17 protein-coding genes and 1 pseudogene are annotated in these 20,980 nt (G+C 74.4%); 9 read left to right on the forward strand and 9 right to left on the reverse strand.

Features of this window, described 5'->3' with window-relative positions; translation table 11 throughout:
• The first annotated feature begins 68 nt into the window (after positions 1 to 68).
• From KSP35_RS09330 to KSP35_RS09340, 3 genes are all read left to right on the forward strand, one after another.
• Positions 69 to 506 (forward strand): acyl-CoA dehydrogenase family protein, encoded by a 438-nt coding sequence (locus KSP35_RS09330; RefSeq protein ID WP_217001185.1) that lies wholly within the window; start codon positions 69 to 71, stop codon positions 504 to 506.
• The gene (locus KSP35_RS09335; protein ID WP_217001187.1) at positions 415 to 2,358 is read left to right on the forward strand and encodes an acyl-CoA dehydrogenase family protein; all 1,944 of its coding nucleotides are present in this window, start codon (positions 415 to 417) and stop codon (positions 2,356 to 2,358) included. The genes KSP35_RS09330 and KSP35_RS09335 overlap by 92 nt, the downstream gene beginning before the upstream one ends.
• 130 nt (positions 2,359 to 2,488) lie before the next feature.
• Entirely contained in the window at positions 2,489 to 4,129 is a 1,641-nt protein-coding gene (locus tag KSP35_RS09340) for an acyl-CoA dehydrogenase family protein (protein ID WP_217001189.1), read from the forward strand.
• Between the two features lie 39 nt (positions 4,130 to 4,168).
• Here the strand turns inward: KSP35_RS09340 and KSP35_RS25750 are convergent, their stop codons facing one another.
• On the reverse strand, positions 4,169 to 4,660 hold the full coding sequence (locus tag KSP35_RS25750; protein WP_371748965.1) for a hypothetical protein: 492 nt from the start codon (positions 4,658 to 4,660) through the stop codon (positions 4,169 to 4,171).
• Positions 4,551 to 5,702: pseudogene (locus KSP35_RS09345) on the reverse strand (hypothetical protein); the annotation flags it as partial. The pseudogene KSP35_RS09345 and the gene KSP35_RS25750, both read right to left, overlap by 110 nt.
• On the opposite strand from KSP35_RS09345, the gene KSP35_RS09350 reads away from it, so the two are divergent.
• Genes KSP35_RS09350 through KSP35_RS09365 form a run of 4 tightly spaced genes read left to right on the forward strand, consistent with a single transcriptional unit; the run spans position 5,626 to position 8,196 of the window.
• Complete coding sequence (locus KSP35_RS09350) at positions 5,626 to 6,633, forward strand: TIGR03617 family F420-dependent LLM class oxidoreductase (RefSeq protein ID WP_217001192.1); 1,008 nt, start codon at positions 5,626 to 5,628, stop codon at positions 6,631 to 6,633. The pseudogene KSP35_RS09345 and the gene KSP35_RS09350 overlap by 77 nt on opposite strands.
• Before the next feature lie 19 nt (positions 6,634 to 6,652).
• Entirely contained in the window at positions 6,653 to 7,186 is a 534-nt protein-coding gene (locus KSP35_RS09355) for a GNAT family N-acetyltransferase (RefSeq protein ID WP_217001194.1), read from the forward strand.
• On the forward strand, positions 7,183 to 7,815 hold the full coding sequence (locus tag KSP35_RS09360) for an HAD-IA family hydrolase (protein ID WP_217001196.1): 633 nt from the start codon (positions 7,183 to 7,185) through the stop codon (positions 7,813 to 7,815). Before KSP35_RS09355 ends, KSP35_RS09360 begins: the two co-directional genes overlap by 4 nt.
• 51 nt (positions 7,816 to 7,866) lie before the next feature.
• A complete protein-coding gene (locus KSP35_RS09365) occupies positions 7,867 to 8,196 on the forward strand; it encodes a VOC family protein (RefSeq protein WP_217002200.1) in 330 nt (109 codons plus the stop codon).
• A gap of 29 nt (positions 8,197 to 8,225) precedes the next feature.
• Here the strand turns inward: KSP35_RS09365 and KSP35_RS09370 are convergent, their stop codons facing one another.
• From KSP35_RS09370 to KSP35_RS09380, 3 genes are all read right to left on the reverse strand, one after another.
• Positions 8,226 to 8,933, reverse strand: a complete 708-nt coding sequence (locus KSP35_RS09370; RefSeq protein WP_217001198.1) for a hypothetical protein — start codon at positions 8,931 to 8,933, stop codon at positions 8,226 to 8,228.
• A gap of 35 nt (positions 8,934 to 8,968) precedes the next feature.
• Positions 8,969 to 10,852 (reverse strand): DUF4214 domain-containing protein, encoded by a 1,884-nt coding sequence (locus tag KSP35_RS09375; RefSeq protein WP_217001200.1) that lies wholly within the window; start codon positions 10,850 to 10,852, stop codon positions 8,969 to 8,971.
• A 214-nt stretch (positions 10,853 to 11,066) separates the two neighbouring features.
• On the reverse strand, positions 11,067 to 12,287 hold the full coding sequence (locus KSP35_RS09380; RefSeq protein WP_217001202.1) for an acetyl-CoA C-acetyltransferase: 1,221 nt from the start codon (positions 12,285 to 12,287) through the stop codon (positions 11,067 to 11,069).
• 243 nt (positions 12,288 to 12,530) lie between these two features.
• On the opposite strand from KSP35_RS09380, the gene KSP35_RS09385 reads away from it, so the two are divergent.
• Together KSP35_RS09385 and KSP35_RS09390 are read left to right on the forward strand one after the other, a co-directional pair.
• The gene (locus tag KSP35_RS09385; RefSeq protein WP_217001204.1) at positions 12,531 to 12,983 is read left to right on the forward strand and encodes a sigma-70 family RNA polymerase sigma factor; all 453 of its coding nucleotides are present in this window, start codon (positions 12,531 to 12,533) and stop codon (positions 12,981 to 12,983) included.
• On the forward strand, positions 12,983 to 14,218 hold the full coding sequence (locus KSP35_RS09390) for a hypothetical protein (RefSeq protein WP_217001206.1): 1,236 nt from the start codon (positions 12,983 to 12,985) through the stop codon (positions 14,216 to 14,218). Before KSP35_RS09385 ends, KSP35_RS09390 begins: the two co-directional genes overlap by 1 nt.
• Before the next feature lie 7 nt (positions 14,219 to 14,225).
• Here the strand turns inward: KSP35_RS09390 and KSP35_RS09395 are convergent, their stop codons facing one another.
• From KSP35_RS09395 to KSP35_RS09410, 4 genes are read right to left on the reverse strand one after another with little or no spacing between them, the layout of a single operon-like run.
• Entirely contained in the window at positions 14,226 to 16,520 is a 2,295-nt protein-coding gene (locus tag KSP35_RS09395; protein ID WP_217001208.1) for a glycosyl hydrolase, read from the reverse strand.
• Positions 16,521 to 16,523: 3 nt separating this feature from the next.
• Entirely contained in the window at positions 16,524 to 17,474 is a 951-nt protein-coding gene (locus tag KSP35_RS09400) for an HlyD family efflux transporter periplasmic adaptor subunit (RefSeq protein ID WP_217001210.1), read from the reverse strand.
• The gene (locus tag KSP35_RS09405) at positions 17,461 to 19,266 is read right to left on the reverse strand and encodes a glycosyltransferase (RefSeq protein ID WP_217001212.1); all 1,806 of its coding nucleotides are present in this window, start codon (positions 19,264 to 19,266) and stop codon (positions 17,461 to 17,463) included. The genes KSP35_RS09400 and KSP35_RS09405 overlap by 14 nt, the downstream gene beginning before the upstream one ends.
• 1 nt (position 19,267) lies before the next feature.
• Positions 19,268 to 20,902, reverse strand: coding sequence for a DUF2332 family protein (locus KSP35_RS09410; RefSeq protein ID WP_217001214.1), 1,635 nt, complete (start codon positions 20,900 to 20,902; stop codon positions 19,268 to 19,270).
• Between the last annotated feature and the right edge of the window lie 78 nt (positions 20,903 to 20,980).

Below are 20,980 nucleotides of genomic sequence, written 5' to 3' on the forward strand. Positions count from 1 at the left end.
TTCTAGAATTGGCGAGCCGCCGGCAACCGTTACGATCTGACGGACCGTCAGAACACTGGAGCGCCCCGATGCACCTGCAGCTCACCGAGGAACAGGACGCCCTGCGCGACGCCGTCGCCCGCTTCCTGGAGAAGGCCTCCACCGCCGAGGCGGTGCGCGAGTCCGAGCCGCTGGGCTGGGACGCCAACGTGTGGGAGGGCCTCACCGGCATCGGCGTGCCCACCCTCGGCGTGGCCGAGGAGCACGGCGGCTCGGGCGCCTCGCTGCGCGACCTCGCCGTGGTGGCCGAGGCCTGCGGGGCCCGGCTGGCCCCGGCGCCGATCGTCGAGACGATGGTGGCGGCCCGCCTGCTGGCTCGCTTCCCCGAGGCCAGCGCCTCGGTCCTGGCCGCCCTCGCCGAGGGCGGCGCCCCCCGTGGCGCTCGCCCTGCACCCCGCCGTCGACGGCCACGCTCGCCTGGTGCCCGGCGCGGCCGTGGCTGCCGCCGTGGTCGTGCTCGACGGTGACGAGCTGGTGGTGGTCGAGCCCGCCGAGGCGCCCTCCTCCCCCACCAACCTGGGCTCGGCGCCCCTCGCCACGGTCGACCTGGCCGCCGGCGCTCGCACCGTCCTCGCCTCGGGCCCGGACGCCGTCGCCGCCCACGCCACCGCGGTCGACGAGTGGCGGGCCCTCACCGCCCGCTGGCTGGTGGGCCTGGGCCGCGAGTCGCAGGCCATCGGCGTCCAGTACGCCAAGGACCGCAAGCAGTTCGACGTGGCCGTGGGCTCGTTCCAGGCCGTGCAGCACCGCTTCGCCGACCTCGCCACCGACCTCGACGGCGCCGACCTCCTGTCGAACAAGGCCGTCTGGGCCCTCGACGTCGGCGACCCGGTCGGCACCTCCTTCCCCGCCATGGCCTTCTGGTTCGCCGGCGACACCGCCCAGCGCACCGCGTCGTGGGCGCTGCACGTCCACGGCGGCTACGGGTTCATGGAGGAGTACGACATCCAGCTGCACTTCCGGCGGGCCAAGGCCACCCGGCTGCTGCTGGGCGACCCCAAGCGCGAGCTGCAGCTGCTCGCCGGCCGCCTGTGGGACGACCCCGAGAGCGGGCCGGTGCCCGGCTCCCGCCTGCGCCCCACGTCGGCCTACGGCGCGGCCGCCGACGAGCCGGCCACCGCCGCCACCGCGTCCGACGCCGACGGGGGCTTCGACTTCCGCCTCGGCGCCGAGGTGCTCGACTTCCGTCGCGAGGTCCGGGAGTTCCTGGGCCGGCACGTGACCCCCGAGGTCATCGAGCGGGCCCACCACACCGGCACCATCCACGACAACGGCCTGCACGCGGTCATGGCCGAGGCCGGCTGGATCTCGGCCGGCTGGCCCGCCGAGTTCGGCGGCCAGGGCCGGTCCCCGCTGGAGATGAACGCCCTCACCGAAGAGATGTACCTCTCGGGCGCGCCGGTCGACGGCCTGGGCGTGGCCTCGCTGGTGGCCCACACGCTCCTCATCGACGGGACCGACTGGCAGAAGCGCACGATCATCCCGGAGATCCTGAGCGGCAAGGCGCTGTGCTGCCTGGGCTACTCCGAGCCCGACGCCGGCTCCGACGTGGCGGCGTGCACCACCAAGGCCGTCCAGGACGGCGACGAGTGGACCATCAACGGCCAGAAGATGTTCACGACCATGGCCCACGAGGCCCAGTACGTGTTCCTCCTCACCCGCACCAACACCGAGGTGGCCAAGCACAAGGGCCTCACCATGTTCGTGGTGCCCATGGACCAGGCCGGCGTCTCGATCACCCCCGTGCACACCATGGGCGGCGAGCGCACCAACATCACCTACTACGACGACGTCAAGGTCGACGACAAGTACCGGGTGGGCGAGGTCGACGGCGGCTGGAAGGTCATGATGACCGCCCTCGTCTTCGAGCGGAACAGCGCCTGGTACGGCGAGCTGGTCCGCCTGCTCGACCACGGCCTCGGCTGGGCCCGCTCGGCGCCGTCGCCCACCGGCGGCCTCATGGTCGACGACCCGCTGGTGCGCGAGCGCCTGGCCCGCATCGCCGTCGGCAACGAGATCTCGAACCTGCTCGGCTGGCGGGCGGCCTGGATGGCCTCGGAGGGCACCCTGCCCGGCGTCGAGGGCACCATGGCCAAGCTCTTCACCACCGAGCACTACCAGTTCGCCGGCAACGAGCTCATCGACGCCCTCGGCACCGACGGCCTCACCCGCCACGGGGATCCCACGGCCACCGCGGCCGACGGCTGGATCGAGGCCATCTACCGCCACTGCCAGGTCACCACGATCTACGGCGGCACCAGCGAGGTCCTTCGCGGCATCATCGCCGAGCGCGGCCTCCAGCTCCCCCGCAACCGCTAGCACCAGCGGCAGGAGCACCCACCGGTCCGCCCGCTCCAGGGGCCAGAAGTCGTTGCCCAGCACGTTCTCCTGACCCGTGGCAGCCGGGCACGGCGCCGACGCTGGTGGGGCGTCGCGGTAGAACGGGGCCATGGCTGCCACGCACGAGGTGTTCAACCAGTCGGTGCCGCTCGAGGGCCACGACGTGGCCGGGCTCGACGTCGCGCTGCGCGAGGGCGTGCAGCGCGAGGGCGGCGAGGCCCACCTGGCCGACCTGCGCCGCATCGGCATCCTGGCGGGCGACCCGGTGCGCATCCGCGAGGGCGAGCTGGCCAACCGCAACCCGCCCGAGCTGCACCAGTACGACCGGTTCGGGCACCGCATCGACGAGGTCGAGTACCACCCCGCCTACCACTCGCTGATGACCGTGGCGGTGGCCGAGGGCCTGGCCGGCGCACCGTGGGCCGACGACCGCCCCGGCGCCCACGTGGGCCGGGCCGCCAAGTTCGCGGTGTGGACCCAGGTGGAGGCCGGCCACGGCTGCCCCATCTCCATGACCTACTCGGTGGTGCCCGCCCTGCGGGCCGAGCCGTCGCTGGCCGGCGCGTGGGAGCCGCTGCTGACCTCCACCACCTACGACCCCACGCCCGGCCACGCCCCCGAGCCGGGCAAGAAGGTGGGCGCCATCGCCGGCATGGCCATGACCGAGAAGCAGGGCGGCTCCGACGTGCGGGCCAACACCACCAAGGCGGCACCCACCTCCAACGCCTCGGGGCCGGGCGAGGAGTACGCCCTCACCGGCCACAAGTGGTTCTGCTCGGCGCCCATGAGCGACCTGTTCCTCATGCTCGCCTACACCGACGCCGGGCTCAGCTGCTTCGCCGTGCCCCGCTGGCTGCCCGACGGCACCCGCAACGCCATCGGCGTGCAGCGCCTCAAGGACAAGCTCGGCAACAAGAGCAACGCGAGCAGCGAGATCGAGCTCGACGGCGCCCTCGGCCGGCTGGTCGGTGACGAGGGCCGGGGCATCCCCACCATCCTGGCCATGGTCAACCACACGCGGCTCGACTGCGTGATCGGGGTGACCGGGCAGATGCGGGGCGGCCTGAGCCAGGCCGTGCACCACGCCCGCAACCGCTCGGCCTTCGGCAAGCCCCTGATCGACCAGCCTCTGATGCGCAACGTGCTGGCCGACCTGGCCGTCGAGTCCGAGGCCGCCACCACGCTGATGACCCGCCTGGCCGGCGGCTACGACCGTGGCGAGGGCGCCTTCACCCGCATCGCCACCGCCATCGGCAAGTACTGGGTCTGCAAGCGGGTGCCGTCGTTCGCCGCCGAGGCGCTGGAGTGCTTCGGCGGCGCCGGCTACGTGGAAGAGGCGCCGATGGCCCGGCTGTTCCGCGAGAGCCCGCTCAACGGCATCTGGGAGGGATCCGGCAACGTCATCTGCCTCGACGTGCTGCGGGCGGCGGCCAAGGACCCCGAGTCGGTGGCCGCCCTGCTCGACGAGATCGCCCTGGCCCGGGGCGCCGACGCCCGCCTGGACCGCGCCGTCGACGACCTGCACGCCGAGCTGGCCGACCCTGCCGACCTGGAGCTGCGGGCCCGCCGCATCGTCGAGCGGGCGGCGCTGGCGCTGCAGGGGTCGCTGCTCGTGCGCTTCGCCCCGGAGGCGGTGGCCGACGCGTTCTGCGCCACCCGCCTGGCCGGCGACGGCGGCCGTGCCTTCGGCACCCTGCCGCCCGGCACCGACCTCACCGCCATCCTGGATCGGGCCTGGCCCAGCGCCTGACGCCCACGAGGGGCCACCAGCCCGGCCCGCCGGCCGGGGTCAGGCCTCGTGGCCCAGCCAGTCGAGCGCCACTGCGGCGGTCCAGGACTGGGCGTCGGAGCCGAGCGCCTCGCCGGAGGTGGCGTCGACGTACTCGGTGCAGCCGGTGGTGCGCAGCTGGTCGACCGCCGCGGCCCGGAGCCGGCCGGCGCTGCGGGCGTGGCCGGCACGCACCAGCGACCACCACAGCAGCCACGTCATCGGCGGCCACTGCGGGCCCCGCCAGTAGGCCTTGGCCTCGAACGACGGGTCGTCGACCGCCGTGCTCGGGGGCAGGGCCCAGCGCAGGCCGGGGCACCCGGCGAACGACGGCGACCACAGCCGCTCGACCAGGATCGCCGTGCGGTCGATGGACGTGCCGGCCACCAGGGGGGGCGAAGCCGGCGATGGTGTCGGTGGGGATGGACTTGCCGGTGATGCGGTCGATGTCGAGGCAGCGGCCGTGCTCGGCGTCCCAGCACCCGTCGAGCGCGGCGCGGGTGTGCTCGGCATCGGCCCGGTGGCCGTCGGCCCGCTCGGGTCGCCCGGCCACCTCGGCCAGGTCGGCCAGCACGTCGTCGGCCGCGGCCAGGATGGCGCTGAACCACACGTCGGCCACGCGGAACGGGTGGTGGGCCAGCGCTCGGCCCTGGTCGTAGTCGACGGCGATCAGGCAGTCGACCAGGTGCCGGTACTTGCGGTACTCGTCGTCCGACGGCCGCTCGTCGGGGTCGGCGACGTAGGTGAGGTCGGGGCGGGGGAGGTCGGAACCGTCGTCGCCCGGATCGACCGACTCGAGCGGCTGGTCCCACCGCGGCGAGTTGTCGAGCCCGCTCTCCCAGGGGTGCAGGATCGTGACCAGCCCGGTGTGGTCGGGGTCCCGGGCGGTCCGCAGCCAGCGGTGCCAGGCCACCAGGCGGGGGTACAGGTCGACGATGGCGTCGTCGACCTCGGCGAGGGTGCCGTCGTCGCGCTCCACCGCCGCCTCGCGCACCCGGCCGAGGGCGATGGCGTGGATGGGCGGCTGGCAGATGCCGCTGGTGGCCGAGCCCGCCGGGGCGTGGCGCACCGTGCCCCACGTGTTGGGCCCCGGCTCGTAGGCCCCCCGGGCCACGTTCAGGTCGAAGACGATCTGCGGGACCATGCCGGTGGACCACTGGCCCCGGAACAGCGACCACAGCTCGGTCACGCCCCGCAGCGGGTCGAGCTGGGCCCAGCCCATGGCCACGAACCCGGCATCCCAGCTCCACTGGTGGGGGTACAGCCGGGGCGACGGGCGGGTCCAGGTGCCGCGCGCGTTGCGCCACAGCACCTCGATCGCTTGTCGGGCCAGGTCGTCCACGGCCCCGAGGGTACCGGTGGCCCCTGCCTGCCTCGAAGCGTTCACCGTCCGTTTCACGAGGCCTTCACACAACGGCGGCCACCGGACCTGACGGGTCGTCAGGCCCTGGTGGCGCGACGTCCGTATGCTCCCGGCGGTGAAGATCGACGCCCTGCTCCTCGCCCCGCCCGACCAGGTCCAGGCCCGGGCCGAGGCCCTGGCCGCCACCGGCATCGACGGGCTGTTCACCTTCGAGGGGCCCAACGACGTCTTCCTGCCGCTCATCCTCGGCGCGGCCACCGGCTGCGACCTCTACACGAACGTCGCCATCGCCTTCCCCCGCTCGCCCATGCACCTGGCCCACCAGGCCTGGGACCTGTCGACCCTGAGCGGCGGCCGGTTCGCGCTGGGCCTCGGCACCCAGGTGAAGGCCCACGTCGAGCGTCGCTACGGCTCGACGTGGAGCAGCCCGGTGGCCCGCATGGGCGAGTGGATCGCCGCCATCCGGGCCATCGGCGCCCGCTGGCAGGACGGCGTGCCCCTGGCCTTCGAGGGCGAGCACACCCGCCACACGCTCATGACCCCGGCGTTCGACCCCGGCGCCCTGCCCGGCGGACCGCCCCCGATCTGGCTCGGTGCCCTCGGCCCGAAGATGGTGCGCCTGGCGACCGCCGAGGCCGACGGCCTGCTCGTCCACCCGTTCACCAGCGACCGCCACCTGGCCGAGGTCACGCTCCCCCGCATCCGCGACGGCCTGGCCGAAGCCGGCCGCACCGAGGCCGACCTCACGCTGGTGGGCCAGGCCGTGGTGGCGTGCTCGTCGGACCCGGCGAAGCAGGCCGACCTCGACACCGCCTGCCGCTGGCTGGTGGGCTTCTACGGCTCGACGCCCGCCTACGCCGCCGTCCTCGAGACCGAGGGGAAGGCCGCCCTGCACCCCGAGCTCCGCCGCCTCTCGCGCGAGGGTCGCTGGGACGAGATGGCAGCGCTGGTCGACGACGACCTGCTCGACGCCGTGGTCCTCCGGGGCGATCCCGCCGTGGTGGGCGCCCGCCTGCGCGAGCGCTTCGGCCCGTTCGCCGACCGCGTGGCGCTGAGCACGCCCGGGGGCATCGCGGACGAGGACCTGGCCGCCCTCGCCGCCGAGGTCCGCTCGGCCTCCTGACATGGGCGATCATGGGGCCGTGGACCCGCACGTGCGCGACGCGACCGCCGACGACGTCGCCGCCATCACCGACATCTACAACCAGGTGGTGGCCACCTCCGACGCCATCTGGCGCGACGAGCCCGTCACCGTCGCCGACCGCCAGGCCTGGTTCGCCGCCCAGCAGGCCACCGGCATGCCGGCCCTGGTGGCGGTCGATGCCGGCGGCGCCGTCGTCGGGTTCGCCTCGTTCGTGCAGTTCCGCACGATCCCCGGCTACTTCCCCAGCGTGGAGCACACGATCCACGTGGCCGACGGCCACCGGGGCCAGGGCGTCGGCGGCCGGCTGCTCGACGCCCTCGTCGAGCGGGCCGTCGCCATGGGCAAGGCCGTGATGATCGCCGGCGCCGACGGCGGCAACCTCGGCTCCATCCGCTTCCACGAGCGAGCCGGCTTCCGGGAGGTGGCCCGCCTGCCCGGCGTCGGCCGCAAGCACGGCCGCCCCGTCGACCTCGTCCTCCTCCAGCGCGACCTCCCCGCTCCGCCCGACGCACCCGACGGGAGCCGACCGTGACCGACGCACCCGCCGTCCTCGTGATGGACCTCGGCGGGGTGACCTGCCGGTGGCTGCCCGACCGCCGCCTCGCCGCGCTGGCCCGGCTCTCGGGCCTCCCGGAGGCCACGGTGGAGGCCAGCGTGTTCGAGTCGGGCTTCGACGACGCCACCGAGCGGGGCCAGTTCACGCTCGACGAGGTGGTCGCCAACCTGCGCACGGTCCTGAACCTGGCCGCCCAGCCCGAGACGGTCGACGAGACCGAGGCCGAGCTGCGGGCCGCCTGGGCGCTGGCCTTCGAGCCGGACCTGCGGGTGCTCGACCTGGTGGTCCGGGCCGAGTGCCCCGCCGCCCTGTTCACCAACAACGGCCCCCTGCTCGAGGCCGCCCTGGACCACGAGCTGCGCGGGGTGGGCGAGGCGTTCCAGCAGGTGGTGTGCTCCTGGCACCTCGGCGTGACCAAGCCCGACCCGCTGGCCTTCGAGCGGGCGACCGCGGCGTTGGCCGTCGAGCCCGCCCGGGTGCTCTTCGTCGACGACAGCGCCGCCAACGTCGCCGCCGCCCAGGCCCACGGCTGGCGGGCCCACCACTTCCGCGACCACCTCAACCTGCGCGCCGCGCTGGGCGACGCCGGCCTGCTGCCCGGCTGAGCCAGGATCGACCTCGTGCCCGTCCGCCGCCTCGACCACGTGCAGCTCGCCATGCCCGCCGGCCGCGAGCCCGAGGCCCGGGCGTTCTACGAGGGCCTGCTGGGCATCGCCGAGGTCCCCAAGCCGCCGCACCTCGCGGCACGCGGCGGGTGCTGGTTCGAGGACGGCGCCCTCAAGGTCCACCTCGGCGTCGACGCCGACTTCCGCCCCGCCCGCAAGGCCCACCCCGCCCTCGAGGTCGAGGACCTGCCCGCCCTGCTCGCCAGCCTCCGCGCCGCTGGGGTGCCCGTGGTGGACGACGAGCCCCTGGAGGGCTTCGACCGCGCCTACGCCGATGACCCCTTCGGCAACCGCATCGAGCTCCTCGAGCCCCGCCCCTGACGCTCACGGGCCGGGCCCGGGGGGCGTGGTCACGGGGCCAGGAGGCGATCGAACGGCCAGGGCCCGACATCGAGGTGCCGCTCGACCACGGCGAGGAGCACGTCATCGGTCAGCCGGTCCGCCACGTCAGGGCGCAACCGGCGCCGGGCGAGTGCAGCCAGGACGCCGGCGTCGGGCACGGCCTCCCCTCGGACTGGACGACCCCGATGCTTGCGCCACCCGGACTCCTCCACCACGCCGGACACGGCGACGAAGGCATCGAGGGCATCGCCGAGCAGCGGCCTGGTCGGCGGCAGCGGCCGGCGCCACCCGCCGGTTCGGAGGTCCCCCACGAGCATCCGGACCCGCTCCACGACGTCGAGGCCGCTTGCGGCGGCCGGTGTGCTGCGCAGGTGCTCGACCAGAGCAGGGAGCGCATCCCATGGTGGAGCTTGCCAGTGGGACGGCAGCCACACGGTCCGAGCCCAGACGACCTCACCCAGGGACGTCGCGTTCGACGGCCCGATCTCGACCTTGGTGCCCGCCTGCTGGGAGTTGCCGCCACGCTGAACGTCGACCTGCCACGCCCCGCGCGGTGCGGACCAGCTCAGGAGCTCCTCGGACCCATCGGGGTTCACGATCACCAGGCCTTCGGGCTCGAACCGCAGGGTCGACCGTCGCCACCAGGGGCTGGGCGGGCGATAGCAGAGGCGGCGGCCCTCGATCCGCAGGCCCTTCCACCGTTCGATGGCCGTCACGTTCCGACCCTGTTTCCGACGCCCCCACACCTTGATCAGAAGCGGGCGAGGTACTGGGGGCTGCGGAGCAGGGCGACGACGAGGTCCCGGTTGCTCATGGTGCCGGCGGCGAGGGCAGGCTCCCAGGAGGACCGTTCGGCGGCGGTGGGCACCCGGCGGAGCATGGTGAAGGCGGCGATGGTCGACCGGGTCTGGGGGTCGACCTTGCGCTGGGCCTCGGCGGACTGGGCGAAGTCGACCAGCGCCTGCTGGCGGGTGGTGCCGTGGGCGAGCTTGTCGGCCCAGCGGGCGACGTCGGCGGCGCTGCCCTCGCGGTGCAGGGCGTTGCGGTAGAGCAGCCGGACGTAGGCGGAGTCGCCGAGCGTGCCCCAGCGGGCCTTGAACTCTGCGGACCGGAGGTAGTTGCCGGCCAGGTCGACGGCCAGCACCCCGGCGTCTCGGTGGGCCACGTTCTGGCGCAGCCCCGTGGTGTCGGGCTCGCGCCCGAAGGCCACCCGGTAGAAGCGATCGACCAGCCCGATGCGATCCTGGGTGGCCTTCGAGAAGACGATGGTGGCGGTAAGCTCGCCTTGAGCGGCTCCCGCCCGGACGACGCGGCTGGTGTAGCTGCCGATCCGCGACGGCGCCTTCACGCTGCCCTCGGCGTCGGTCAGGAACTGGCGGAAGTAGCGGGCGCCGGTGACGTGGGGCCGCCACTGGTCGGCGTTGTTGGTGGCGGCGATGCGCGCCGCGACGTCGAGCCGGAGCTGCGGCAGCCGGGTGCGCACGAGCTCGCCGGGGCACGACGAGTAGCCGTTGTCGCCGTGGCCGCCCACCGTGGGCAGGGAGACCACCTGGCCGGCCGCGTAGCGCTGGTTCCCCGAGCTGGTGACCGGGACCGTCGCCGTCGGGTCGATGCCCTGCGAGCCCAGCTTCCAGGCCAACAGGTCGCGCAGGGAGGTGAGCTCGACCGCGGTGGGCGCGGCGACGGCGAAGTCGCCGCCCGGCTCGTGCTGGCCGATGAGGGCGACCCCGACCGAGTGGTCGTTGAAGCCCAGGGCGTGCCCGCCGCGCGACGCCTCGTCGACCCCGCCGAGGCGTCCCTCCCACACCCCGCCGAACCGGTCGACGAAGAAGTTGTAGGCGATGTCGCACCACCCGCGACTCTGGGTGTGGAAGCGGTAGATGCCGGCGAGGATCCCCGGCACGTCGGCCTGGGCGTAGGAGTTCGGCGTCTCGGTGTGGTGCACCACGGCGTGGAGCAACGTCGGGTTCACCGTCGGCCCGGTGCCGCAGCCCGAGTTACCCGTCACCCACCCGCCCGGGGCCCACGAACTGCGCAGCCGGAGCGGCGGCCCACCGGCCGGCGTGGCCGGCTTGGCGATGCTGATCGCCGCCGCGCGCGCGGCGCTGGTGGCGCCGGCGGCGTGCCAGGCCATGGCGTCGAGGCGCACGTCGGAGACCACGCCGTAGGCCAGCCGGACCTGGACCTCGGCCACCCCGGCGTCACCGAGCCAGAGCGGGCCGGCACCGGGGCGGCCACCGGAGCCGTCCGGCGCCTCGTCGACCTCGCCCTCGAGGCCCAGCGGCGCCGACCACGCCGCCGCCGCCGACGACGTGCGGGTGCGGACCTCGAACTGAGCCTGCGGGTCACCGGCCCACGTGAGGCCCACCTGCTGGGTGCCCGCCGGCACGGCGACCACCGTGGTCCACCCCGGCGCCAACCGGGTGGCGGCCGACCGCGAGGTGGAGGCGGTGGCCCCGAGCCCCAGGGTGGTGGTGGCCAGCGTGCCCGAGGGGCCGGCCTCGGCGTCGCGGGCCAGCACCGGCGCGCTCGTCGGCGGCGGGGCCTGCGCCCCGACCGGCGCGGCGGTGGCGCCCACGGCGAGCGCCACGACCACGGCGACGACCAGGTTCCGCCAGGTCCGGGGGGAGGACATGGCCCGAGTCTCCCACGCCCCGACGCGACGAAGGGGCCCACCAGGGCCCCTTCGTTCCGTTCTTGCTCCGCTGCCCGAGTGTCCTGCGACGCTCAGCGACGACAGGTGGGCGGGTGCCCGGGTGTCCTGCGACGCTCAGCGACGACAGGTGGGGCGGGTGCCCGGGTGTCCTGCGACGCTCAGCGACGACAGGTGGGGCGGGTGGGGGGAGAAATCAAGAGAGCCGCTCGATGATCATGGCCATGCCCTGGCCGCCACCGACGCACATGGTCTCGAGGCCGAAGGTCTTGTCGTCCTTCTTGAGGCCGTTGATGAGGGTGTTCATGATGCGGGCGCCGGTCATGCCGAAGGGGTGGCCGACGGCGATGGCGCCGCCGTTCACGTTGAGCTTGTCCCAGCTGATGCCGAGGTGCTTGGCCGAGGGGATGACCTGGGCGGCGAAGGCCTCGTTGATCTCCACGAGGTCGATGTCGTCGATGGTCATGCCGGCCCGCTTGAGGGCCTGGCGGGACGCCTCGATCGGGCCGAGGCCCATGATCTCGGGGTCGAGGCCGGAGACGCCGGAGGAGACGATGCGGGCCAGCGGGGTGAGGCCGAGCTCCTTGGCCTTGGTGTCGCTCATGACCACGACGGCGGCGGCGCCGTCGTTGAGCGGGCAGGCGTTGCCGGCGGTGACGGTGCCCTCGGGGCGGAAGACCGGCTTGAGGCCGGCGAGGCCCTCGGCGGTGGTGCCGGCGCGGATGCCGTCGTCCTTGGTCACGACGACCTCGTTGCCCTCGTCGTCCTTGGTGGTGACGGGGGTGATCTCGTTCTCCCAGAAGCCGTTCTCCAGCGAGGCGGTGGCCCGCTGCTGCGAGAGGGCGGCGAACTCGTCCTGCTCCTGGCGGGACACGCCCTCCAGGTTGGCGACGTTCTCGGCCGTCTGGCCCATGGAGATGTAGACGTCGGGGAGGCTGCCCGAGATGGGCTCCCAGCTGGTCTGGGCGGCGGCGGTGCGCTCGGCGGTGCGGGCCTCGGCGTCGGCGTAGAGGGGGTTGTGGGGGCCGCTGTCGGCCATGCCGCTCATGAAGCGGGACACGGTCTCGACGCCGGCGGCCACGAACACGTCGCCCTCGCCCGACTTGATGGCGTGGTGGGCCATGCGGATGCTCATGAGCGACGAGGAGCAGTACCGGTTGATGGTGACGCCGGGGACCAGCGGCATGCCGGCCTGGATGGCGACGATGCGGGCCAGGTTGTAGCCCGACTCGCCGGCCGGCTGGCCACAGCCCAGGTAGATGTCCTCGACGGTCTGGCGGTCGAGCTCGGGGATCTTGTTCAGCGCGGTGTCGACGATGAACGCGGTGAGGTCGTCGGGGCGCTCGTTCTTGAGCGAGCCCTTCATGGCCCGACCGATCGGCGTGCGGGCGACGGAAACGATGACGGCTTCAGGCATGGAGTGCTCCTTGTGCTTCCCCTGGCGAAGGGTCCTGTCTAGCAACCGGCCCCCCCGGGAACCGAAACGCAGCCGGCCCCGGGCGGCCTCGCTCCGCGAGATGGGGCCGCCGGGTAAACCGTTCGGTGGCGGGACGGGTGTCAGGGGGTGTGTCGATCGGCGCCGAGGCGGACCACAGGGGAGCGGAGACCAGCCCCACGGAGCTGGAGCTGGTCTTCGACGCGGGACTTCGAGGAGTTCTTCGTGCGGGAGTACCCGCGCCTGGTGACCCTGCTGGCCGCGGTGACCGGCCACCGCGGCGTGGCCGAGGAGCTGGCTCAGGAGGCGCTCATCCGGGCCCACCAGCGCTGGCGCCGGGTGTCGCGCTACGACCTCCCGGCCGCCTGGCTGCGGCGCGTGGCGCTCAACCTGGCCAGCAACCACCGGGCCCGCCAGCGCACCGAGGACCGCACCCTGCGCCGCCTCGGCGGCGAGCGGCCGGCTCCGGAGCGCACCACCGACGACGACGGCTTCTGGGCGCTGGTCCGCCAGCTGCCCGAGCGCCAGGCCGCCGCCGTGGCGCTCTACTACCTGGAGGACCGGCCGGTCGCCCAGGTCGCCGCCATCCTCGACTGCGCCGAGGGCACCGCCAAGGCGCACCTGCACAAGGGCCGGGCCACGCTGGCCCGCCTGCTCGACCACCCGGAGGGCTCCTGATGGACCTCGACCACCACGGCGCCCGCGCCGCCGACTCCCTGCGCCGCCGGGCCACCGCCGGCCTGGACCTGGTGGCCGCTCGGGCCACCGTCGCCGAGGCGCAGCACCGCCGGCGCGCCGCTCGCCGCGAGCGCCTCGGCAGCACCGTGGTCGCCGTGCTCTGCGTGCTCGGCCTCGGTGCCGTGGTGCTGGTGGCGAGCCGCCACGACGCCGGGCCGTCGTTCGACCGGACGGGCTCGCGCATCGGCACCGACGGCACCAGCGTCGACCGCACCCGTGAGCCACATGCAGCCAGCGTCTTGGCCGCCATGCCCAGCTCGCCGATCGACGGCAAGGCGTCGTGGCGGCTGCCCGTGCTGGTGCAGCCGCAGTCGGGGCTGCAGGACGGTGGCAAGGTGACCGTCTACGGGCGGGGGTTCGGCGCCAACGAGTCGCTCGGCATCGTCCAGTGCTCCTCGGAGGCCGACACCGCCGGGGCCGGCGTCGGCGCCTGCCAGCTGGCCCGGGGCGACGAGACCTACGGCGGGGTCACCTACGCCACGGCCTCGGCCGAGGGGAGCGTCGTGGCCGACGTGGTGGTCCACCGCTTCATCACCACCCCGGCCGGCGAGGTCGACTGCCGGTCGGCGGCCGAGCGCTGCATCATCGGCATGGGGGCCATCAGCAACTACGACGAGTCGGGCGGCAGCTACGTCGGCTTCGCCGGGCAGCCGGCCTTCCCCGAGCCCACGCTCGCCGTGAGCCCGGCCGGGCCGTTCGCGCCGGGCCAGCGCGTGCAGGCCTCGGTCCGGGGCATCCCGCCCGGCCGCGGGATCCGCATGCAGCTCTGCCGCGGCGACCGCTGCCAGGACCTGGTCGACACCAAGGCCGGTGCCACCGGCGGCGTCGACGTCGAGGTCGTGCTCCAGCCGGCGTTCAACGACAAGGCCACGGGGGAGCCGGTCGCCTGCGAGGACCGCTGCGTGCTGCGGGCCGACGGCATCGGCGTGAAGGGCCAGAGCGCCGCCCCCCTGCCACCGACGGTCGCCCTGGCCTTCACCTCGCCCGACCCGAGCGGCCCCGTCACCACCGCTCCACCGGTCCCGCTCGGCGAGCCCACGGCCACCACCTCCACCACGGCTCCGACCGGAGGGAGCGGGACCTCGGCGCCGGTGACCTCGGCGCCACCGCAGACCACCACCAGCACCACCGCCGCCCGCGACCCCGAGGTCAGCACCACCACGGCCGCCGGCTGACGAGCGCTCAGCCGGAGGTGCGCACCACCGCGCTGGTGGTGCCGTGCACCGAGGCCGACCAGCGCTCGACGCCCGCCCCGTCTCGGCACGACAGGTCGACGGCGGCCGGGCCAGGGTTCGAAGCCAGCACCACCACCGAGCCGTCGGCCGAGCGGCGGGCCACGGCGCCGATCGAGCACGTCCACCCGTCGGCCGGCGTCGTGCGCTCCCACAGGTCGCGCCACCACGCCGCGAGGAGCGGCGTCGTCGAGGGCTCGGGGTCCGGGCCGGACTGCGGGGGCAGGCCGGCGACCACCGCGTCGCTGTCGAGCAGGTTGGCCCAGCGGGCCCGGCACCCGTCGCCGTGGTCGGCGCACCAAGACCACCGGGCTCGGGCCCCGTCGACCTGCGTGGTCGACCGGTAGCGGGCCAGCGCGGCCGGGCCGAGGGGCAGGAGCCGGATGCCGAGGGCCGACTCGTCAGCAGGGTCGAACCACGTGTTCGGGTCGACCTTGCCGCTCCAGACCACCCCGCTCCAGGGCCGGGTGGCGGGATCGGCCGGGAGCAGGTCGCCGTCGGGCAGCCAGGCGGTGCCGCCGAGCGCCGACTCGACGGTGAAGCGGGCCACGAAGGGCTCGGCGGCGTCGGCCCGGCCGGTGGCCACCATCCAGCGGGCGGCGGCCCACCAGGCGAACGCCGCTTCGCTGTTGGACTCGAGGTTGTTCCCGGCCCCGAAGCGGGCCGTGCCCGACGCCCAGCTGTGGCCCTCGTAGGGGCTCCAGGAGCGGAGGTCGGCGAGCGCCTTCGGCGCGCCGGCCACGGTGGCCGACCCGGCGAAGTCGGCGATCAGCAGGTCGATGGTCTCCCGGTACGCGTCGATGCGGCTCGGATCGGCTTCGACCACGTGCGAGGCCGCGGCGATCCAGTACCCGTACTGCAGCTGGTGGTCGTTGAGCTCGGTCCCGGCCCCGAACTCGGCCGGGGCCAGCACGGCGCTCCCCCACCGGTCGTCCCAGCGCACCGACGGCGGACGCCCCGGGTCCACGAGGTCGTCGAGGCGCTTCTCGGCGTCGGCGAGGGCCGCCGTGGAGCCGGCGTCGTCACCCGCGGCCCGCAGCGCGCCGGCCCGGGCGGCCGCCGAGTACGCCGACTTGCCGCCGAAGTAGGAGCCCACGCCCTCGGAGGGAGCTGCCTGGTCGATGCCGACCGGGTCGGCCGCTCCGGGCAGCGGCACGGCCGACCACAGGACGGGAGCCGGCGGATAGGTGAGGCGGAGCCGGTCGGCGGCCACGACCGGCAGGGTGCCCTGCACGCTCGACACCGTGCCGAGCACCGGGCCCGGCGCCTTGGCGTAGCGCTGGTGGTGCGGCTGGAGGGCCCACAGCGACACCGCACCCTCGGCGGTGCCGGCGCGGACCTGGGTGAGGGTCTGCGTGGTCGTCCCGTCGGCGGCCACCGCGAGGTCCTCCTCGGTGGCGGTGAGGGGGTGGGCGGCCAACGTGGCCAGGCGGGCGGCGTAGCCGTCGTCGGCACCGGCCAGCACCGGGCCGAAGGCCACCCGGCCGGAGGGCCCCGGGACGACGTGCAGGACGTCGGGCCGCACCTCGACGGCGGCATCGTCGCTGCCGAGCGCCCACCTGCCCTCGGAGGTCCCGAAGGCCAGGGCCCGGCCGTCGACCGACGCCCCGGGCGCGAGGTCGAGCCCGGGCGCCCGGAGGTCGAACGGCCCGGTGGCGCGCAGCTCCACGGCGGGGCTGCCCTGCACGAGGGTGACCTCCACGCGACGGCCGCCGGCCACCAGGGCCAGCGTGACGTGCAGCGGTCCGTGCCCGACGACCTCGGTGGTGGCGTCGGCGCCGAGGTCCAGGAACACCGCCGGCACGAGCGGCGCTTCCACCCCTCCGTCCGCGGTCGATCGGCCCGGCGGCGCCGCGACCTGCACCAGGCCGTGCTCGTCGATCACCAGGCCGAGCGGCTGCGGCCACAGGCTGGCGGCACCCGGGCCGGTCACCGCAGCCGACCACCAGGTGCCGGAGGGGATGCCGTCCGCTGCGCCTCCCCACTGGGAGGCCACCGGGGGCCGGTCGACGTCGGCCACCGGCTGCAGCGCGTGGCCGTCGACGACCGGGGCCACCCGACGGTCGGCTCGATCTGCGGTGGGGGTGCGGCTGGCGCCGCTGGGCCGCGGCACCGGGACCCCCGGCGAACGGCGGAGGAGGGGGCGCACCACCACGAGGCCGACGACCACCGCGAGGACGATGCCCACGGCGACGGCGAGCACCACCCGGTTGGTGTCCAGCGCCACGAGCCGGTTGCGCGCCACCGCTCAGCCGGCGGTGTCGGCCGCGGTGATGACGAGCGGCTGGGCTCCTCGCGGGGCCGACTTGAGGTCGATGGTCGCGTCGAACCGCAAGCCGGGCACGAGGTCGACGACGCTCTCGCCGTCGGGCTGGATGCGGATGTTCACCAGCTCCGACGTGGTGGGGTTCTGGTCGGTGCCGAGCAGCGGGACCGCCGCCACCACCGTGCCCTCGATGGGCTCGCTGAGCACGCGGCTGGTGAGCCGGGCCTTCATGCCGCGGCGCAGGCTCTCCAGCACCTCGGGGCGCACGGTCATGACCACGTACATCTTGGTCGGGTCGTACACCGTGGCCACCGGGGTGCCCGGCAGGGTCACGGCCCCCTCGAGGGTGTCCACCGAGACGAACCGGGCGTCGAAGGGCGCGGTGAGGTCGACGGTGCTCGAGCCGTCGGCATCGGCCCCGGCGCTGCGCAGGCGGGCGATGGGCGTGCCGGCGGGGAGCACGCCGCTGGGCAGGTGCCCGGCGTCGACGAAGAGCTTCTCCACCGTGGCGGCGACCGGCGGGGCCAACGGCACCGGCTGGGCGGTGAGCACGCCGTCGCGCACCGTCACGTTGTTGACGTTGGCCAGGCGGAACGACACCTCGGGCACGATGAGCCAGGCCAGCAGGCCCACGAAGACGGCCAGGACCAGGAGCGAGAACAACCGGGCCGGGATGGCCCGGCCGGGGCGCTGCACCGGGGTGAAGGGCGTCTCCTCCGGGTCGATCCACATCGACTGGAGGGTGCGGGTGGGCCGGCCGCGGAGCCCGTTGAGGTCCCGGCCGGGCTCGACGTCGTCGAACTCCTCGCCACGGCCCTTCCAGTCGTCGGCCCAGCGGCGGGCCTGCATGGGGGTGGGAGCCTCGGAGCGGCCGCCCTCGAGGCGACGCCCCTCGGCCAGCATCGCTCGCAGCTCATCGTCATACTGGGACACGTTCAGCGCTCCACGTTCGTTGGGCGAGGTAGTCGCCGAGCAGGGTCAGGGCTTCGTCTTCGGAGGGCTCGAGGTCCTCGGCCCGGCGGGCCAGCCGGTCCGAGCGCTCGGCGCCGATCAACATGGCGAGCACCACGGTGAGCTGGCAGCCCACGAAGAACGAGGCCAGCAGCGTCGAGGTGCGGTTGCGGCCAGGCAGCCCCCAGCCGATCACCAGCGAGGCGATGCACAGCAGCCCGATGGCGAGGTGGGGCAGCACGGTCCGCAGGCGGAAGCCGCCGTGGCGGCCGTTGGTGACGCTCCACCCGGCCCGCTGGCGCAGCAGCGTCATCAGGAACGCCCGCAGGTGGGCGGGGGCGGCGGCGAGCGACACGATGATCGCCGACACCCGGATCTTGCCGGCCTGCAGGAACGGCACCGCGATGGTGAGCGCGTAGAAGGGCACGTAGTGCAGCGCCCAGTCCCAGAACGGGGCGCTGATCGGGCTCCGGTCGGCGAGCAGGTAGATCGGCGACATCAGGGCGAAGATGCAGGTGGCCAGCGACAGCGCGTAGTGGCTCGGCACCAGCAGGTACTGGATCTTCTGGCTCAGGGTGAGGCGGCGCTCCCGCAGGACGCGGGCGCGGAGCAGGATCTCCCAGCCGCCGCAGGACCAGCGGAACTGCTGCTTGAGGAAGGCGCCGAGCCGGTCGGGGGTCAGGCCCTGGGTGAGCACCTTGGGGAGGAAGACGGTGCGCCACCCGCGGCGGTGCAGCTCCAGCGAGGTCCAGATGTCCTCGCTGTTCGAGCCGATCCAGATGCCGCCGTCGGGGAACTCCTCGCCCAGCTGGGTCAGCTGCATCGGGGCCGCCTCGGCCCCACGGCGCAGGTGCCCGATCTTCTCGCGGCCCTCGGCCTCCCGGGTGGTGAGCGACTGCAGGGCGCTCCGGCGGTAGACCACGTTGGTCCCGACGCAGAACGCCGAGTTCGAGGCGTTCTTGGCCGGCATGATCGCCTCGTAGAACAGCTCCTGGCTCACGGCGGCGCCTTCGGCCACCATGCCCCGGCCCACCGTCGAGTAGGTCTGCGGCGTCTGCACCATGGCGATCGACGGGTTGGCGATCAGGTGGGGCAGGGTCTGGGTGAGCAGGTCCGGGCGCGGCACGTGGTCGGCGTCGAGCACCACGATGAAGCGGCCCGAGGTGCGCGAGATGGCGGTGTTCACGTTGCCCGCCTTGGCGTGGCCGTTGCTCTCGCGTCGGAGGTAGCCGATGCCCATCTGCTCGGCGGCCTCGCGCAGCGCCGGGTTGCGCCCGTCGTCGAGGATCCACGTGTTGTGGGGCAGGTGCATCTCCTGGGCGGCGAGGGCGGTGCGCACGATGAGGTGCAGCGGCTCACCGGCGCAGCAGATGAAGACGTCGGTGTTCGGCGTCTCGATCTCGGCCACCACGAGGGCCCGGCGGATGACCGCCAGCTCCTCGGGCTCGGGGATGTCGGACCGGTACGAGACGAGGCTCACCCAGATGCCGATGGTGTGCATCACCACGATCGACTCGGCGATCAGGGTGAAGATCCACAGGATCGGGACGTTCTCGTGGGACCGGTCGTAGACGAAGGTCAGGTAGAAGGCGGCGGCGCCGAGGCCGGCGACCACCGCGAACTTGGTGGCCTGCTGGAAGTCTCGCCACGGCACGTCGTGCTGCTCCACCGGTGGCGGGGCGAACGGGTGGCGCAGCTGCGCGGCGAAGCTCGACGGGTGCCGCGGGACGGCGCCGCGACGAGCGCGGCGCCGATCCCGACGGGATCGGAACACCTCAGTCGACCGAGGTGATGGCGGGGCGGGCGTCGCCCCGGAGCAGCCACAGGACCCGCTGCAGGTCGTGCTCGACCCGGCCCAGGCCGTCCTCGAGCCCGGCCAGCCGCTCGAACGCCTCGGCCCCGTCCAGGACGCCGGGCGCCGGGTGGTCGACCACCGCGGCCGATGCCTGCTCCTGGGTGTGGCGCTCGAGCAGCTCGAGCACCCGCTTGAGGTAGGCCCGCAGCGAGCGGTTCTCCTCTTCCAGCACCGCCAGCTCGGCGGCCTCGTCGGCGGCCACGTCCGTCAGGTCCAAGCGCACCATGGTCATGTCGTTTCCCTCCCGATGTCCGGTCACCCCCCAAGGCGACACCCGAACGGTAGAGGCCGCTACGGAGCGGAGGGTGGATGGTCGCCCCCCCTCACGCAACGTGACCGCTTTCTGACCCGTTCGGGTGGTCCCGGCGCCATCGCCGAGCCACTCGAGCCACGTGCCGTGGGGGTGGAGGTCGGCGAGCCGCAGGTCACGGCGGGCACCGTCGCGCCAGTCGATGCGCACCAGCGCCGTCGGCAGGTCGTCGGGGCGCCCGTCGGGCCGGGGCGGGACCGCCAGGCCAGGCACCCGCGACGGTAGCTCGGCGTAGACCAGGCTCAGGTCGCGCTCGGCGCCCAGCCGGCCCAGCTCCGCGAGGAACGCCTCCTGCCGTTCGGTCGAGAGGTAGGCCAGGACCCAGGTGGCCACCACCACCGGCAGGGCGAAGGCCCCAACCGCCTGCACGAGCGGGGCGACGTCGTCGACCAGGTCGCCCTGCAGGACCTCGGGCCCGTCGCCGTGGGCGAGGGCCACGGCGATCCGGGCCCGGTGGACGCGAGCCGGCTGGTCCGGCCACTGGCACGCCACCAGCCACCGGGCCTGGGCGCGGTCGCCGAGGTCCACGGGGTGGAGGTCGAGGCCGACGCGCGAGGCGATCGGCGGCAGCTCGTCGGGCAGGACGAGCGCCCGGCCGCCCCGAAGCTCGCAGTCGAGCACCAGCGCCGAGCCGGTGGCCCGCTCCGGCCCGCCCGGCGCGTAGCGGTAGCCGTAGCGGTCGAAGAGCAGGTTCAGCCCGGCGCTGGCGCCGACCTCCACCAGGCCGAGCGGCCGGGACCCGCCGGGCGGCGCGCCGGGCGCCGTGCGAGCCAGGTCGGCGAGCGCCGGCAGCAGGGCGCAGCACCGCCCGACCTCGTTGGTCTGGGTCGAACGGGTCCGCAGGTTGCGGGCGACGTGGGGGTCGTCCAGGGCCAGCTCGCGGAAGTGCAGCCAGGGGTCGTCCTCGCCCTCCCCCACCGGGCGCACCGGGTCGGTCAACGAGCCGTACCAGGCCGACAGGTCGTGGCCGTCGCCGGCCAGCAGGACGTCGTGCACGGCGGCGAAGAGCAGCGGGACCGTGCGCTGCTCCGGCGGTGCCAGCAGCACCCGGGCGGCCACCTCGGGGTCGTCGGCCACCCGGCCCGCCAGGTGGCGGTAGAGCGGCAGCTTGCGCGCCGTGAGCTGCTCGAACTCCCGGAACCACCCCTGGATGCGGGCGACCTCGTCCGGGCCGTCGGGGCCGGGAGCGGTGAGGGGCAGCTCCACCGGCACCGCCTCGGCGCCCTCGCCTCCCTCCACCTGCATCGGCGCATCGTAGGAGAACGTGTTCTCGTTTTGTCCTACCGTGCGGCTCGCAGGGGAGCCGACCACCACAGGGGACAC

Origin of the sequence: Aquihabitans sp. G128 (assembly GCF_019048865.1) — a bacterium.
Classification (GTDB): domain Bacteria; phylum Actinomycetota; class Acidimicrobiia; order Acidimicrobiales; family Iamiaceae; genus Aquihabitans.

Excerpts from the sequence above, each read along its gene's own strand:
- KSP35_RS09340 (WP_217001189.1), top strand. The coding sequence starts at position 2,489 with ATGGCTGCCACGCACGAGGTGTTCAACCAGTCGGTGCCGCTCGAGGGC.
- KSP35_RS09375 (WP_217001200.1), bottom strand. The coding sequence starts at position 10,852 with ATGTCCTCCCCCCGGACCTGGCGGAACCTGGTCGTCGCCGTGGTCGTG.
- KSP35_RS25750 (WP_371748965.1), bottom strand. The coding sequence starts at position 4,660 with ATGCCGAGCACACCCGCGCCGCGCTCGACGGGTGCTGGGACGCCGAGC.
- KSP35_RS09330 (WP_217001185.1), top strand. The coding sequence starts at position 69 with ATGCACCTGCAGCTCACCGAGGAACAGGACGCCCTGCGCGACGCCGTC.
- KSP35_RS09365 (WP_217002200.1), top strand. The coding sequence starts at position 7,867 with ATGCCCGCCGGCCGCGAGCCCGAGGCCCGGGCGTTCTACGAGGGCCTG.
- KSP35_RS09410 (WP_217001214.1), bottom strand. The coding sequence starts at position 20,902 with ATGCAGGTGGAGGGAGGCGAGGGCGCCGAGGCGGTGCCGGTGGAGCTG.
- KSP35_RS09390 (WP_217001206.1), top strand. The coding sequence starts at position 12,983 with ATGGACCTCGACCACCACGGCGCCCGCGCCGCCGACTCCCTGCGCCGC.
- KSP35_RS09380 (WP_217001202.1), bottom strand. The coding sequence starts at position 12,287 with ATGCCTGAAGCCGTCATCGTTTCCGTCGCCCGCACGCCGATCGGTCGG.